Consider the following 15,856-nt stretch of genomic DNA (forward strand, 5'->3'; position numbering starts at 1 on the left):
ACGCGATGCGCCAACGAATCACCAGATTCAGCAGACACGGCAGACGCAGTGGGCACGGCGGACACAGCGGGCACGGCGGACGCAGAGGGTTGTCCGCGCTCGCCGTCGTGGTGGCCGCGCTGGTCGCCGCACCGGCCGCCACGGCCACGGCAGCCCCCGTGAGCCCTCCGTCCGCCGCCGCACCCGGCACGGACACGGCAGGCCCTTCCCTCCTCGCCGCCAAGCGTCTGAACATCACGATGCAGGCCCAGCAGAAGACCAACTGGTGCTGGGCGGCGGCCGGGAACACGATCGCCACCTTCTACGGCAAGAACTACAGCCAGAACCAGTTCTGCAACGCCGCCTTCGGGCGCAACCAGAACACCGAGTGCCCCAACTCGCAGGCCACGCTCGGCGACGTCCAGAACGGTCTGGACTGGGCGGGCATCAACGCCGGTTCGTACGTCAGCGGCTGGCTGCGCTACCCGACCGTGCAGGCCGAGATCAACGCGGGCCGCCCGGTCGAGACCCGCATCCAGTGGTCGAACGGCGGCGGTCACATGCACGTGCTCTACGGGTACGACGACGCGAGCAGCTGGGTCTACTGGGGCGACCCGTGGCCCTCCAACGACCGCTACAACTGGGCCTCGCACAGCTGGTACGTCAACAACAACACCTTCTCCTGGACCCACTCGCTGTACCGGATCGGGGCGTGAGCGCGATGACCCGTCACCTTCACCTCCACCTTCACCGTCCCCGTCGCCTTCCCGGCCACCTGCTGAGGGCGGCCCTCGCCGGCTCGGCCGCCACCCTGCTGCTCGGCCTCGCGGCGCCGCACGCCACGGCCGACTCCGGTCCCTCGAACCCTTCTCCCGCTTCCCGTGAGGCGGCCCACGACGCCGCGAGCACTCCCGGGACCCTCGACACGCTCTCCCGCTTCTTCGCACGCGAGGGGGCGGTCAGCAAGGCCGCGGCCGACCCGCGCGTGCAGGGCGACGACGCCGTTCCCGTGCGCTACCTCTCCCCGGAGTTCGTCGCGGGTGAGAAGGGCGCGCCGATCGCCCGCGTGGAGTTCCTCGCCAGCAAGGCGGTCTCCTCCGACGGGCAGGAGGCCTCCCTCTGGACGGTAAGGAAGGGCGGCTCCTGGCAGGTCGTGAACATCGCCACCGGGGACGACGAGACGCACTACGCGCGCGTAGGCGCCGACAAGCTCCCCGGGGGCGCCGTTTTCCATGAGCCGCAGATCAACGCCTGGTACGTGACGGGGCGGGGCCGGGTGCTGCCGCTCGACGCGGACGCGGTGCGTGCCGTGGGCTCGGGCGGGGCCTCGGTCGCCGCCTATCAGAAGCGGGTGCACGCCGCGTACGCCGACAAGCTGCCCGGTTCCGAGTACGCGAAGTCCGGCAAGGCGGGAGGCTTCGCCCCGAAGGAGCGGAGCGAAGAACCCCCGGCGCCCGCCACCACGGCTTCGGCCGACGGCCCCGTCACGGTCGCCTCCTCCGTGGCCGGAGCGGGCGCCCTGCTGGCCCTCGGCCTCTCCGGGGTCGCCGTCCAGCGCCGTCGCGCCCGGCAGCACGGCTGACCCGCCCCGGCCTCCGGCCGGAAGCTTCCCCGCCCACCCGCCCGCCAGGGCGGGTGGGCCCGAGGGCGGGGGAGGCGGAGGAAGCCCCCCGCACCCTGCCCGTCGGCCCCCTCCGCACCCTGACTGTCAGCCCCCGCCAGTAGGGTGTGGAGCATGGCAGACCCCTCCAGCTACCGCCCCAAGCCGGGACAGATCCCCGACTCGCCGGGGGTCTATCGGTTCCGCGACGAACACCGCCGGGTGATCTACGTGGGCAAGGCGAAAAGCCTGCGCCAGCGCCTGGCCAGCTACTTCCAGGACATCACCAATCTGCACCCGCGCACCGCCACGATGGTGACGACGGCCGCCTCCGTCGAGTGGACCGTGGTCTCCACCGAGGTCGAGGCGCTGCAGCTCGAATACTCCTGGATCAAGGAGTACGACCCCCGGTTCAACGTCAAGTACCGCGACGACAAGAGCTATCCGTACCTCGCGGTGACGATGAACGAGGAGTTCCCGCGCGTCCAGGTGATGCGCGGCCAGAAGAAGAAGGGCGTCCGCTACTTCGGGCCCTACGGCCACGCGTGGGCGATCCGCGACACCGTGGACCTCCTCCTGCGGGTCTTTCCCGTCCGCACCTGCTCGGCCGGAGTCTTCAAGAACGCCGAGCGCACCGGCCGCCCCTGCCTCCTCGGCTACATCGGCAAGTGCGCGGCGCCCTGCGTGGAGCGGGTCTCCCCGGAGGAGCACCGTGAACTCGCCGAGGACTTCTGCGAGTTCATGACCGGGCGCACGGGCACGTACATCCGCCGTGTCGAGCGGCAGATGGCGGACGCGGCCGAAGACATGGAGTACGAGAAGGCGGCCCGCCTGCGGGACGACGTCGGGGCGCTGAAGAAGGCCATGGAGAAGAGCGCCGTCGTCCTCGCCGACGCCACGGACGCCGACCTCATCGCCCTCGCCGAGGACGAGCTGGAGGCGGCCGTCCAGATCTTCCACGTCCGCGGCGGCCGTGTGCGCGGTCAGCGCGGCTGGGTCACCGACAAGGTCGAGGCGGTCACCAGCGGCGACCTCGTCGAGCACGCCCTCCAGCAGCTCTACGGAGAGGAGAGCGGCGACTCCGTACCGAAGGAAGTCCTCGTCCCGGCGCTGCCCGAGCCCATAGAGCCCGTCCAGGAGTGGCTCACCGAGCGCCGCGGTTCGAACGTCTCGCTGCGCATCCCGCAGCGCGGCGACAAGAAGGCGCTCATGGAGACCGTGGCGCGCAACGCGCAGCAGTCGCTCGTGCTGCACAAGACCAAGCGCGCGTCCGACCTGACGACCCGCTCCCGGGCCCTGGAGGAGATCGCCGAGGCGCTGGAGCTCGACGGCGCGCCGCTGCGCATCGAGTGCTACGACATCTCGCACCTCCAGGGTGACGACGTCGTGGCCTCGATGGTCGTGTTCGAGGACGGCCTCGCACGCAAGAGCGAGTACCGCCGCTTCCAGATCAAGGGCTTCGAGGGCCAGGACGACGTCCGCTCCATGCACGAGGTGCTCACGCGCCGCTTCAAGCGCTATCTCTCCGACAAGGAGAAGACGGGGGAGTGGGACGCCGAGGGCGAGCAGGAGAGCCTGACCGAGGAGGACGGCCGCCCCAAGCGCTTCGCCTATCCGCCGCAGCTCGTCGTCGTGGACGGCGGCCAGCCGCAGGTCGCGGCCGCCCAGCGGGCCCTGGACGAGCTCGGCATCGACGACATCGCGGTGTGCGGCCTGGCCAAGCGCCTCGAAGAGGTCTGGGTGCCCGGCGACGACGACCCGGTGATCCTGCCGCGCACCAGCGAGGGCCTGTACCTTCTCCAGCGGGTGCGTGACGAGGCGCACCGGTTCGCGATCACGTACCAGCGGGCCAAGCGGGCCAAGCGCTTCAAGGCCGGACCGCTGGATGCCGTGCCGGGCCTGGGTGACGCGCGCAAGCAGACGCTGATCAAGCACTTCGGTTCGGTGAAGAGGCTGCGATCCGCGACAATCGACCAGATCTGCGAGGTTCCGGGCATAGGCCGCAAGACGGCCGAGGCGATCGTCGTGGCCCTGGCCGGAGCGGTACCGGCGGGACCCGCCGTGAACACGGCGACCGGAGAGATCATTGAGGACGAGGAGCCCGTGTCCGCGGGCGCCTCGGAAGAACGACGGGGGCAGGAGACATGACCGAGCACGACGAAGGCGGCGAGCAAGTGAGTACGGGCACGACCATCACGCCAGGTGAGCCCACCGAAGTGGTCCCCGAGCTGGTGATCATCTCCGGTATGTCGGGAGCCGGCCGCAGCACCGCGGCGAAGTGTCTCGAGGACCTCGGCTGGTTCGTCGTCGACAACCTGCCGCCCGCGCTGATCCCCACCATGGTGGAGCTCGGCGCCCGCTCGCAGGGGAACGTCGCCCGCATCGCGGTCGTCGTCGACGTACGAGGCCGCCGCTTCTTCGACAATCTGCGCCAGTCCCTCGCGGACCTGGAGGCCAAGCACGTCACCCGGCGGATCGTCTTCCTGGAGTCCTCGGACGACGCCCTGGTGCGCCGCTTCGAGTCGGTCCGCCGCCCGCACCCGCTGCAGGGCGACGGCCGCATCGTCGACGGCATCGCGGCCGAGCGCGAGCTCCTGCGCGAGCTGCGCGGCGACGCCGACCTGGTGATCGACACGTCCAGCCTGAACGTGCACGAGCTGCGCGCCAAGATGGACGCCTCGTTCGCGGGCGACGAGGAGCCCGAGCTGCGGGCCACCGTCATGTCCTTCGGCTTCAAGTACGGCCTGCCGGTCGACGCCGACCTCGTCGTGGACATGCGCTTCCTGCCCAACCCCCACTGGGTCCCGGAGCTGCGCCAGTACACCGGGCTCAACGAAGAGGTGGCGGCGTACGTCTTCAACCAGCCGGGGGCCAAGGAGTTCCTCGACCGGTACGCCGAGCTGCTCCAGCTCATCGCCGCGGGATACCGCCGCGAGGGCAAGCGTTACGTGACGATCGCGGTCGGCTGTACGGGTGGAAAGCACCGCTCCGTCGCCATGTCGGAGAAGCTCGCGGCACGCCTGGTGTCCGAGGGCGTCGAGACCGTACTCGTCCATCGGGACATGGGGCGGGAGTGAAGTCCTCCCTGCGGCTGAACCGCCTGGGCCGCAAGCGGGGCGCGCAGCCCAAGGTCGTGGCGCTCGGCGGCGGGATGGGCCTGTCCGCGTCCCTGGCCGGGCTGCGCCGCATCACCGGTGACCTCACGGCCGTGGTCACCGTCGCCGACGACGGCGGCTCCAGCGGGCGGCTCCGCGCCGAGCTGGGCGTCCTTCCGCCGGGCGACCTGCGCAAGGCGCTCGCCGCCCTGTGCGGCGACGACGACTGGGGCCAGACCTGGGCCCGCGTCATCCAGCACCGCTTCCAGTCCAAGGGCGACCTGCACGAACACGCGGTCGGCAATCTGCTGATCGTCGCCCTGTGGGAGCAGCTCGGCGACCATGTCCAGGCCCTCGACCTGGTCGGCAAGCTGCTCGGCGCGCACGGCCGCGTGCTGCCGATGTCCGCGGTCCCGCTGGAGCTCCAGGCCCTGGTCAAGGGGCACGACCCGGAGCGCCCGGACGACGTGGACACGGTGCGCGGACAGGCCACGGTGGCGCTCACCCCGGGTGAGGTGCAGTCCGTGCACGTGGTCCCGCACGACCCGCCGGCCGTCCCCGAAGCGGTCGCCGCCGTGCTCGACGCGGACTGGGTGGTGCTCGGTCCGGGCTCCTGGTTCTCCTCGGTGATCCCCCATCTGCTGGTCCCCGAACTGCTCGACGCGCTCATCCAGACGAAGGCCCGCAGGGTGCTCTCGCTCAACCTCGCGCCACAACCCGGTGAAACAGATGGGTTCTCTCCGCAGCGTCATTTGGAGGTTTTGGCCCGACACGCCCCTAAACTCGCCCTGGACGTGGTGCTGGCCGACGACGCCGCCGTGCCCGACCGTGAGTCACTCTCCGATGCCGCGAAGCGGCTCGGCGCCACGGTCGAGCTGGCGCCGGTGGCCAGGCACGATGGCACTCCGAGGCACGATCCGGAGCTCCTGGCCACCGCGTACGACCGTATTTTTCGGATGCATGGAAGGATCGGCCCATGGCGATGACGGCAGCGGTGAAGGACGAAATCTCCCGGCTTCCCGTCACCCGGACCTGCTGCAGGAAGGCAGAGGTCTCGGCCATCCTGCGGTTCGCGGGCGGCCTTCACCTGGTGAGTGGCCGCATCGTGATCGAGGCGGAGCTGGACACGGCAATGGCCGCGCGGCGGCTGAAGCGGGACATTCTTGAGATTTTCGGGCACAGCTCGGAGCTGATCGTGATGGCTCCCGGCGGCCTGCGGCGCGGCTCGCGCTACGTCGTACGGGTCGTGGCGGGCGGCGATCAGCTGGCCCGGCAGACGGGCCTGGTGGACGGCCGTGGCCGCCCCATCAGAGGGCTGCCGCCACAGGTGGTCTCGGGGGCCACCTGTGACGCCGAGGCGGCGTGGCGCGGGGCCTTCCTCGCGCACGGCTCGCTGACCGAGCCGGGGCGCTCCTCGTCCCTCGAGGTGACCTGCCCGGGTCCGGAGGCGGCGCTCGCCCTGGTCGGCGCCGCGCGCAGGCTGCAGATCCCGGCCAAGGCCCGCGAGGTGCGCGGCGTGGACCGCGTCGTCGTCAGGGACGGTGACGCGATCGGCGCCCTGCTCACCCGGCTCGGCGCCCACGAGTCCGTGCTGGCCTGGGAGGAGCGGCGGATGCGCCGCGAGGTGCGCGCCACCGCCAACCGGCTCGCCAACTTCGACGACGCGAACCTGCGCCGCTCGGCCCGCGCGGCCGTCGCCGCGGGCGCCCGTGTGCAGCGCGCCCTGGAGATCCTGGGCGACGAGGTCCCCGAGCACCTCGCGGCGGCCGGACGGCTGCGCATGGAGCACAAGCAGGCCTCCCTGGAGGAGCTGGGCGCGCTCGCCGAACCGGTGCTGACGAAGGACGCCGTCGCGGGCCGTATCCGCCGGCTGCTCGCCATGGCGGACAAGCGGGCGCAGGACATCGGGATTCCGGGTACGGAGTCCAACCTGAGCGAGGAGCTCGCCGACAACATGGCGGTCTGACCGCCGCCGCACGTCACACGAGCCGCCGGGGCCGCCGAGGCCCCGGCGGCTTCTTCGCGTCCTTTTCGCGTCGGCCTTCACGCCATATTGACATGATCATGAAGTGTCACGAGCCTGGCGTTCGCGCACAAATGTGCCGGACAACCGCAAGGGGGGCTCATGAGACGAAGAGCGAGATCCAGAGCGGGCTTCAGATCGGTCGTCGCCGCGGGCGCACTGCTCGTCGGCGGCCTCGTCGGCGTGCCGCACGCCCAGGCGGACAGCGGGGAGAAGGCCCCGGCCACCGACGATCCGGCGGCCGTGAAGGTCTACGAGGCCGAGGTCACCAAGCAGCAGATCCCGATCCTCATCGAGGCGGGCCAGGACGCCCACGAGCTCGCGGGGCAGGCCCCCGAGCGCGGCACCGCCCGCGTCGAGGTCTATCTGACCCGGGCGCAGGCCAAGGGCGTCGAGCGGGAGGGCGTCGAGCTCACCGAGCAGAAGGTCTCCGCGAAGACGGAGCAGAAGCTCAAGGCCGCGGGGGACGGCGTGTTCCGGCCGTACAGCGGCGCGGGGGGCCTCAAGGAGGAGATCGTCAAGACCGGGCAGGCCCATCCCGGCCTGACCAAGGTCGTGTCCATCGGCAAGACGCTCAAGGGCCAGGACATCCTCGCCCTGAAGCTCACCAAGGGCGCGGACAAGTCAAAGGACGGCTCCAAGCCGTCCACGCTCTACATGTCCAACCAGCACGCGCGCGAGTGGATCACCCCCGAGATGACCCGCCGCCTCATGCACCACTACCTCGACAACTACGGCAAGGACCAGCGCATCACCAAGCTCGTGGACTCCACCGAGCTGTGGTTCGTGCTCTCCGCCAACCCCGACGGCTACGACTTCACGCACGCCGCCGACGGCGACCGCCAGTGGCGCAAGAACCTCCGCGACATCGACGGCGACGGAAAGACCGCGGCGGGCGACGGCGTCGACCTCAACCGCAACTTCGCCTACAAGTGGGGCTACGACAACGAGGGTTCCTCCCCGGAGGCCTCGTCGGAGACCTACCGCGGCACCGGCCCCATGTCCGAGCCCGAGACCAAGGCGCTGGACCGCTTCCAAAAGCGCATCGGCTTCACGTACGGGATCAACTACCACTCGGCGGCCGAACTGCTCCTCTACGGGATCGGCTGGCAGGTCGCCACGCCCAGCCCGGACGACGTCCTCTACAAGGCGCTGAACGGCACCCCGGAGAAGCCCGCCGTCCCCGGCTACCACCCGCAGGTCTCTTCCGAGCTCTACACCACCAACGGCGAGGCGGACGGCCACGCGGGCAACATCAACGGCATCTCGATGTTCACGCCGGAGATGTCCACCTGCCAGACGGCCTCCAACATCGACCCCAACGACGCCTGGAAGCCCGAGGACTGCGCCTCCATCTTCACCTTCCCGGACGACGAGAAGCTGATCCAGCAGGAGTTCGCGAAGAACGTCCCGTTCGCGCTCGCCGTCGCCGAGACCGCACTCCACCCCGACCAGCCGGTCTCCGTCACCGGCATCGAGGCCCCCGACTTCACCCCTGACGCCTTCACCACCTCGTACGCGCGCGGCGGCGACCAGGAAGTGGCCGTCACCGCCCGCAAGTCGGTGCGCGACAAGGAGCTCAACTACCGCGTGAACGGCGGCCGTACGCAGAAGGAGGACGTCAAGGCCTGGAAGGGCGGCGAGACCTACGGCGGTGAGGACAACCTCCACTTCGACCAGTACCGCGCCGAGATCGAGGACGCGCGCGTGGGTGCCAAGGTCGAGGTCTGGTTCACCGGCCGCAACAAGAAGGGCCGCACGGAGAGCCCGCACTTCACCTACACCGTCGCCGAGCGGGCCAAGGCGAACACCCTCGTCGTCGCCGAAGAGGGCGCTCCCGCGACGCAGGCCCAGAAGTACGTCGACGCGCTGAAGGCCAACGGCCGCCCGGCCGTGGTCTGGGACGTCGCCAAGCAGGGCACCCCGCACCCGCTCGGCGTCCTGTCGCACTTCTCCGCGGTCACGCACTACACCGGCGACCCGGTGCCGTCGGCGGCCACCCAACTGGCCCTGCGCGCCTACCTCAACGAGGGCGGCAAGCTGATCGAGTCCGGTGAGCGCACCGGCTCGAACGTGGACCTCGGGGACGCGCTCTCCGACGACTTCGCGCAGTACTACCTCGGTGCGTACGAACGCCTCTCCGCCCCCGGCGCCACCAGCTTCGAGGGCAGCGGCGCCCTCAAGGGCGTCAAGACGCCGCTTGCGGCGGCCGACACCAACCCGCTGGACAAGGCGGGCCGTTACACCGTCACGTCCGACACCCTGCCCGCCGACAAGTTCCCGCAGTTCAAGAGCGCGGCGGCAGGCAGCTACCCGGGGATCACCAACCCGTACGCACCCTTCGAGGGCCAGGGCATGGCATCGGCGACCCACGCCGACCAGGACTGGAAGCGGCTGACCCGCACCATCGACCTGACCGGGGTCACGGCCGCGGACCAGCCGCAGCTGCGGTTCGCGCTCAACTGGAACCTCGAGACCGGCTACGACCACGGGGTCCTGGAGGCGCACACCACCGGCGCCGACGACTGGACCACGCTCCCGGACTCGAACGGCAACTCGTCCCAGGCGGTGCCCGCCGAGTGCGGGGCCGGGTTCTTCATCAACGGCCACCCGTTCCTGCGCCACTACCTGACGCAGTCGGCGACCGGCTGCACGGCGTCCGGCACCAGCGGCGCCTGGAACAGCTTCACCGGGTCCTCCGGCGGCTGGAAGCCCGTCTCCTTCGACCTGAGCGCCTACGCGGGCAAGACGATCGAGGTGTCGCTCAGCTCCATCACCGACCCCTCCAGCGGGGGCCGCGGTCTCTTTGCCGACAACGCTCAGCTCGTGATAGGGGGCAACGCCACGCAGACCGAGGGATTCGAGGCCTCGCTGGGCACCTGGGCGGTCGCTCCGGCGCCCCCCGGCAGCCCCAACATCACGGGTGACTGGACCCGTACGGGGGAGCTCTACAAGCCCTACGCGGCCGTCACAGCGCGTGACAGCGTACTGCTCGGCTTCGGGTTCGAGCACGTACCCGGAAGTGCCGAACGGGCCGCTCTTATGGGCGCATCCCTTGCACATCTGCGCCGCTGACGCTGCGTAATCAGGACCTAGGTCCCGGTGGCTCGTGCCCCCTACTCGGGGGTACGGGCCACCGTGCCGTCCAGGACCCCTGTCGATGTCACCCAAAGGCCCTCAGAGAGGTAGGGTCGGAGGCGGTCGGGGACATCCCATACAACTCGCCGGCGTCTGAAACCGGCGTACCAACGAGGAGATCGGTTCGTGACGATCCGCGTAGGCATCAACGGCTTCGGCCGCATCGGGCGCAACTACTTCCGGGCGCTGCTTGAGCAGGGTGCGGACATCGAGATCGTGGCTGTCAACGACCTGGGTGACACCGCGACTACGGCGCACCTCCTTAAGTACGACACCATCCTGGGCCGTCTCAAGGCCGAGGTGTCGCACACCGAGGACACCATCACGGTCGACGGCCGCACCATCAAGGTGCTGTCCGAGCGCAACCCCGCAGACATCCCGTGGGGTCAGCTCGGCGTCGACATCGTGATCGAGTCGACCGGCATCTTCACCAAGAAGGCCGATGCCGAGAAGCACATCGCCGGTGGCGCCAAGAAGGTCCTCATCTCGGCTCCGGCCAAGGATGAAGACATCACCATCGTGATGGGCGTCAACCAGGAGAAGTACGACGCGGCCAACCACCACGTCATCTCGAACGCGTCCTGCACCACCAACTGTGTGGCGCCGATGGCGAAGGTTCTCGACGAGAACTTCGGCATCGTCAAGGGCCTGATGACGACGGTCCACGCGTACACCAATGACCAGCGCATCCTGGACTTCCCGCACTCGGACCTGCGTCGCGCCCGCGCCGCCGCCGAGAACATCATTCCGACCACGACCGGTGCCGCCAAGGCCACCGCTCTGGTCCTTCCGCAGCTCAAGGGCAAGCTCGACGGCATCGCGATGCGCGTCCCGGTCCCGACCGGTTCCGCCACCGACCTCGTCGTCGACCTGCAGCGCGAGGTCACCAAGGACGAGGTCAACGCCGCGTTCAAGAAGGCCTCGGACGACGGCGCCCTCAAGGGTTTCCTCACCTACACCGAGGACCCGATCGTGTCCTCGGACATCGTCGGCGACCCGGCCTCCTGCACCTTCGACTCCTCCCTGACCATGGTCCAGGAGGGCAAGACGGTGAAGATCCTCGGCTGGTACGACAACGAGTGGGGCTACTCCAACCGCCTCGTCGACCTCACGGTCTTCGTCGGCGGTCAGCTCTGATCACCGGAGCAGGCACCTCGATGTGAGCACAGGGTCCGGACCGCGCGATACTGCGTGGTCCGGGCCTTGTTGCACGTCAGCCCTCTAAAGGAGTCCTGGACCAGTCATGAAGACGATCGACGAACTTCTCGCCGAAGGGGTCGAAGGCAAGCGGGTCTTCGTCCGCGCCGACCTCAATGTGCCGCTCGCCGACGGCACCATCACCGACGACGGCCGCATCCGCGCCGTCCTGCCGACCGTCACCAAGCTCGCCGACGCGGGCGCCAAGGTGATCGTCGCCTCGCACCTCGGCCGCCCCAAGGGCGCCCCGGACCCGCTGTTCTCGCTGCTTCCCGCCGCCGAGCGCCTCGGTGAACTCCTCGGCAAGCCCGTGGCGTTCGCCCAGGACACCGTCGGCCCCGCCGCGCACGACGCGGTGGACGGGCTCGAGCCCGGCCAGGTCGCTGTCATCGAGAACCTCCGCTTCAACGCGGGCGAGACGTCCAAGGACGACACCGAGCGCGGCGAGTTCGCCGACCGGCTCGCCGCCCTCGCGGACGTCTACGTGGGCGACGGCTTCGGCGCCGTGCACCGCAAGCACGCCTCCGTGTACGACCTCCCGGCGCGCCTTCCGCACTACGCGGGCTTCCTCATCGCCACCGAGGTCGGCGTCCTGAAGAAGCTCACCGAGGACGTCAAGCGTCCCTACGTCGTCGCGCTCGGCGGCGCGAAGGTCTCCGACAAGCTGGCCGTCATCGACCAGCTGCTCGGCAAGGCCGACCGCCTCCTGATCGGCGGCGGCATGGCGTACACCTTCCTCAAGGCCCAGGGCCACGAGGTCGGCATCTCCCTCCTCCAGGAGGACCAGGTCCCGAAGGTCAAGGAGTACATCGAGCGCGCGAAGGAGAGCGGCGTCGAGCTCGTCCTCCCCGTCGACGTGCTGGTCTCCACCGAGTTCCCGGACCTGAAGACCAAGGCCCCGGCCAACCCCACCACGGTCGCCGCGGACGCCATCCCGGCCGACCAGGAGGGTCTCGACATCGGACCCGAGACCCGCAAGCTCTACGCCTCGAAGCTCGCCGACGCGGGCACCGTCTTCTGGAACGGCCCGATGGGCGTCTTCGAGCACCCCGACTACGCCGAGGGCACCAAGGCGGTCGCCCAGGCTCTCCTCGACTCCCCGGCCTTCACGGTCGTCGGCGGCGGCGACTCCGCCGCGGCCGTCCGGATCCTGGGCTTCGACGAGAACGCATTCGGCCACATTTCCACCGGCGGCGGCGCCTCCCTCGAATACCTCGAGGGCAAGACGCTCCCCGGCCTCGCCGCACTGGAGAACTGAGACCTGATGACTACGCGTACCCCGCTGATGGCGGGCAACTGGAAGATGAACCTCAACCACCTCGAGGCCATCGCGCACGTCCAGAAGCTCGCCTTCGCCCTGGCCGACAAGGACTACGAGGCCGTCGAGGTCGCCGTCCTGCCCCCCTTCACCGACCTGCGTTCGGTGCAGACCCTGGTCGACGGCGACAAGCTCAAGATCAAGTACGGCGCCCAGGACATCTCGGCGCAGGACTCCGGTGCCTACACCGGCGAGATCTCGGGCCCGATGCTCTCGAAGCTGAAGTGCACGTTCGTGGCCGTGGGCCACTCCGAGCGCCGTCAGTACCACGACGAGACCGACGAGATCTGCAACGCCAAGGTGAAGGCCGCCTACAAGCACGGCCTGACCCCGATCCTCTGCATCGGCGAGGGCCTGGACATCCGTGAGGCCGGTCAGCAGATCGAGTACACCCTCGCGCAGCTCGACGGCGGCCTGAAGGACGTGCCGGCCGAGCAGGCCGAGTCCATCGTCATCGCCTATGAGCCCGTGTGGGCCATCGGCACCGGCAAGGTCGCGACCCCCGAGGACGCCCAGGAGGTGTGCGGCGCGATCCGCGGCCGCCTCACCGAGCTGTACTCGCAGGAGCTCGCCGACAAGGTGCGCATCCAGTACGGCGGCTCCGTGAAGTCCGGCAACGTGGCCGCGATCATGGCGCAGCCCGACGTCGACGGCGCCCTCGTCGGCGGCGCGGCGCTCGACACGGACGAGTTCGTCAAGATCGTCCGCTTCCGCGACCAGTGAGTATGCGGTAGCGCCGATACGTCGTACCCTTGCGGGGGCCGGGCGGCTTCTCATCCAGAGGCACCGGCCCCCGTCGTCGATACAGAGTCGATTCAGATCCGAGGAAGTTGGTCCAGCCGTGGTTATGGGGTTCTCGATCGCCCTGATCGTCTTCAGCCTGCTGATGATGCTGCTGGTGCTGATGCACAAGGGCAAGGGCGGCGGTCTTTCCGACATGTTCGGTGGCGGTATGCAGTCGTCCGTCGGTGGCTCTTCGGTCGCCGAGCGCAACCTCGACCGCATCACCGTCGTGGTCGGTCTTTGCTGGTTCGCGTGCATCGTCGTGCTCGGCCTGTTGATGAAGGTGAACAACTGACCGCGGAAGCGGCTTGATTGCTACCTTGCTAAAGCTTCGCTTAAAGCCCCATGTACGGTGCGCGCCTCAAAACGCGGATTATCATGGGGCTTGCGTGTCGGGGTGAGGGTGTAACTCCGAACACTGGACGCGCGTTGGGCCTTACGTAGACTGAGGCGCCCGCAGCAGCACCATCACGCAGGGAGTTACGACCGTGGCAAGTGGCAACGCGATCCGTGGAAGTCGGGTCGGGGCGGGGCCGATGGGCGAGGCCGAGCGCGGTGAGTCCGCGCCGCGATTGCGCATCTCCTTCTGGTGCTCCAACGGACACGAGACGGTGCCCAGCTTCGCCAGCGACGCGCAGGTCCCCGATACGTGGGACTGCCCCCGCTGCGGCTTCCCTGCTGGTCAGGACCGGGACAATCCGCCGGACCCGCCCCGCACCGAGCCGTACAAGACGCACTTGGCGTATGTGCGTGAGCGGCGCAGCGATGCGGACGGCGAGGCGATTCTCGCGGAGGCGCTCGCCAAACTGCGGGGCGAGATCTAGTACTTGCGATGGGGCCGGGCATCTGGGGATGTCCGGCCGCTGTGCTTTTCCCGGATCGTTCATCATTCACGCTTTCACGTGAGGTTTACCGGCACGTGTCCGGACAGACAGCTGCAGACATCTCATACCGGGCCCTGATCAATTAGGTTGGAACGTGCAGCGGGGCAAGGTACGTACACAGGTACGAGAGAAGGCTGAAGTCCGAGATGAACGCAGAAAGCCGCGCCAGGCTCAACCAGACGCCCGAGTGGGCGGCGCTCAGCAAGCACCGGGAGCAGCTTGGGGAGGTGCAGCTGCGTGAGCTGTTCGCCAAGGATCCGGCGCGCGGCACGGGGTACACGCTCGAGGTCGGCGACCTGCACGTCGACTACTCCAAGCACCTCGTCACGGACGAGACGCTGACGCTCCTGCGCGAGCTCGCGGTGGCCACCGACGTCTTCGGCCTGCGGGACGCCATGTTCCGCGGCGAGAAGATCAACACCACCGAGGACCGCGCCGTCCTGCACACCGCGCTGCGCGCCCCGCGGGACGCGGTCGTCGAGGTCGACGGCGAGAACGTGGTGCCGGACGTACACGCCGTGCTCGACAAGATGACGGTGTTCGCGGACAAGGTCCGCTCCGGCGAGTGGACCGGCCACACCGGCAAGCGCATCAAGAACATCGTGAACATCGGCATCGGCGGCTCGGACCTCGGCCCCGCCATGGCGTACGAGACGCTCCGCTCCTTCACCGACCGCGACCTCACCGTGCGCTTCGTGTCGAACGTCGACGGCGCCGACTTGCACGAGGCCGTGCGCGACCTGGACCCGGCCGAGACGCTGTTCATCATCGCCTCCAAGACGTTCACCACGATCGAGACGATCACGAACGCGACCTCCGCGCGCGACTGGCTCATGACCGAGCTGCGCGCCGACCAGAGCGCCGTTGCCAAGCACTTCGTGGCCCTGTCGACCAACGGCGGCAAGGTCTCGGACTTCGGCATCGACACGGCCAACATGTTCGAGTTCTGGGACTGGGTCGGCGGCCGCTACTCGTTCGACTCGGCGATCGGCCTCTCGCTGATGATCGCCGTGGGACCGGACGCCTTCCGCGAGATGCTGGACGGCTTCCACCTCGTCGACGAGCACTTCCGCACCGCGCCCGCCGAGTCCAACGTGCCGCTGCTGCTCGGCCTGTTGGGCATCTGGTACGGCAACTTCCACGACGCCCAGTCGCACGCGGTCCTGCCGTACTCGCACTACCTCTCCAAGTTCACCGCCTACCTCCAGCAGCTGGACATGGAGTCCAACGGCAAGTCCGTCGACCGTGACGGCAAGCCGGTCGACTGGCAGACGGGTCCGGTGGTCTGGGGCACGCCGGGCACCAACGGACAGCACGCGTACTACCAACTCATCCACCAGGGCACGAAGTTGATCCCGGCCGACTTCATCGGCTTCGCCGAGCCCGTCGCCGATCTGCTGCCCGGCCTGGTGCCCCAGCACGACCTCCTCATGGCCAACTTCTTCGCGCAGACGCAGGCGTTGGCCTTCGGCAAGACGCCCGACGAGGTGCGTGCCGAGGGCGTGGCGGACGAGCTCGTCCCGCACAAGACGTTCCAGGGCAACCACCCGACGACGACGATCCTCGCCAAGGAGCTGACGCCGTCGGTTCTCGGCCAACTCATCGCGCTCTACGAGCACAAGGTGTTCGTGCAGGGCGCGGTGTGGAACATCGACTCCTTCGACCAGTGGGGCGTCGAGCTCGGCAAGGTCCTCGCCAAGCGCATCGAGCCCGCCCTGACCGAGGGCGCGGACGTGCCGGACCTCGACGGTTCGACGACGGCGCTCGTCGCCAAGTACCGCACGCTGCGCGGCCGTTGAGCCGGTAAACGCCAAGGCCCGGTCCACCGAGAGGTGGACC

At 69.1% G+C, this 15,856-nt stretch carries 13 protein-coding genes; all 13 read left to right on the forward strand.

The window, feature by feature from the left end:
* Positions 1-5 precede the first annotated feature (5 nt).
* The 13 genes from ACFUPX_RS18720 to pgi all read left to right on the forward strand — a co-directional run bounded on the left by ACFUPX_RS18720 (position 6) and on the right by pgi (position 15,816).
* Positions 6-695, forward strand: a complete 690-nt coding sequence (locus ACFUPX_RS18720; RefSeq protein ID WP_383323148.1) for a papain-like cysteine protease family protein — start codon at positions 6-8, stop codon at positions 693-695.
* Positions 696-700: 5 nt separating this feature from the next.
* On the forward strand, positions 701-1,561 hold the full coding sequence (locus ACFUPX_RS18725) for a hypothetical protein (protein WP_383323151.1): 861 nt from the start codon (positions 701-703) through the stop codon (positions 1,559-1,561).
* Between the two features lie 153 nt (positions 1,562-1,714).
* Positions 1,715-3,727, forward strand: a complete 2,013-nt coding sequence (uvrC, locus tag ACFUPX_RS18730) for an excinuclease ABC subunit UvrC (RefSeq protein WP_383323154.1) — start codon at positions 1,715-1,717, stop codon at positions 3,725-3,727.
* Positions 3,724-4,656, forward strand: a complete 933-nt coding sequence (rapZ, locus tag ACFUPX_RS18735) for an RNase adapter RapZ (RefSeq protein ID WP_383323157.1) — start codon at positions 3,724-3,726, stop codon at positions 4,654-4,656. The genes uvrC and rapZ overlap by 4 nt, the downstream gene beginning before the upstream one ends.
* Entirely contained in the window at positions 4,653-5,660 is a 1,008-nt protein-coding gene (gene yvcK / locus ACFUPX_RS18740; protein ID WP_383323160.1) for a uridine diphosphate-N-acetylglucosamine-binding protein YvcK, read from the forward strand. The genes rapZ and yvcK overlap by 4 nt, the downstream gene beginning before the upstream one ends.
* Entirely contained in the window at positions 5,651-6,640 is a 990-nt protein-coding gene (gene whiA / locus ACFUPX_RS18745) for a DNA-binding protein WhiA (RefSeq protein WP_383323163.1), read from the forward strand. Before yvcK ends, whiA begins: the two co-directional genes overlap by 10 nt.
* 159 nt (positions 6,641-6,799) lie before the next feature.
* Positions 6,800-9,772, forward strand: coding sequence for a M14 family zinc carboxypeptidase (locus ACFUPX_RS18750; RefSeq protein ID WP_383323166.1), 2,973 nt, complete (start codon positions 6,800-6,802; stop codon positions 9,770-9,772).
* Positions 9,773-9,961: 189 nt separating this feature from the next.
* Positions 9,962-10,972 (forward strand): type I glyceraldehyde-3-phosphate dehydrogenase, encoded by a 1,011-nt coding sequence (gene gap / locus ACFUPX_RS18755; RefSeq protein ID WP_383323169.1) that lies wholly within the window; start codon positions 9,962-9,964, stop codon positions 10,970-10,972.
* A 106-nt stretch (positions 10,973-11,078) separates the two neighbouring features.
* On the forward strand, positions 11,079-12,290 hold the full coding sequence (locus ACFUPX_RS18760; RefSeq protein ID WP_383323172.1) for a phosphoglycerate kinase: 1,212 nt from the start codon (positions 11,079-11,081) through the stop codon (positions 12,288-12,290).
* A 6-nt stretch (positions 12,291-12,296) separates the two neighbouring features.
* Positions 12,297-13,073: a triose-phosphate isomerase gene (gene tpiA / locus ACFUPX_RS18765; RefSeq protein WP_383323175.1), complete on the forward strand. Its 777-nt coding sequence runs from the start codon at positions 12,297-12,299 to the stop codon at positions 13,071-13,073.
* Positions 13,074-13,197: 124 nt separating this feature from the next.
* Positions 13,198-13,428, forward strand: a complete 231-nt coding sequence (secG, locus tag ACFUPX_RS18770; RefSeq protein ID WP_383283369.1) for a preprotein translocase subunit SecG — start codon at positions 13,198-13,200, stop codon at positions 13,426-13,428.
* A gap of 193 nt (positions 13,429-13,621) precedes the next feature.
* Positions 13,622-13,957, forward strand: coding sequence for an RNA polymerase-binding protein RbpA (locus tag ACFUPX_RS18775; protein WP_078077905.1), 336 nt, complete (start codon positions 13,622-13,624; stop codon positions 13,955-13,957).
* 206 nt (positions 13,958-14,163) lie between these two features.
* A complete protein-coding gene (gene pgi, locus ACFUPX_RS18780; RefSeq protein WP_383323179.1) occupies positions 14,164-15,816 on the forward strand; it encodes a glucose-6-phosphate isomerase in 1,653 nt (550 codons plus the stop codon).
* Positions 15,817-15,856: the final 40 nt, after the last annotated feature.

Source organism: Streptomyces sp. NPDC057302 (assembly GCF_042667685.1).
Taxonomy (GTDB): Bacteria; Actinomycetota; Actinomycetes; order Streptomycetales; family Streptomycetaceae; genus Streptomyces.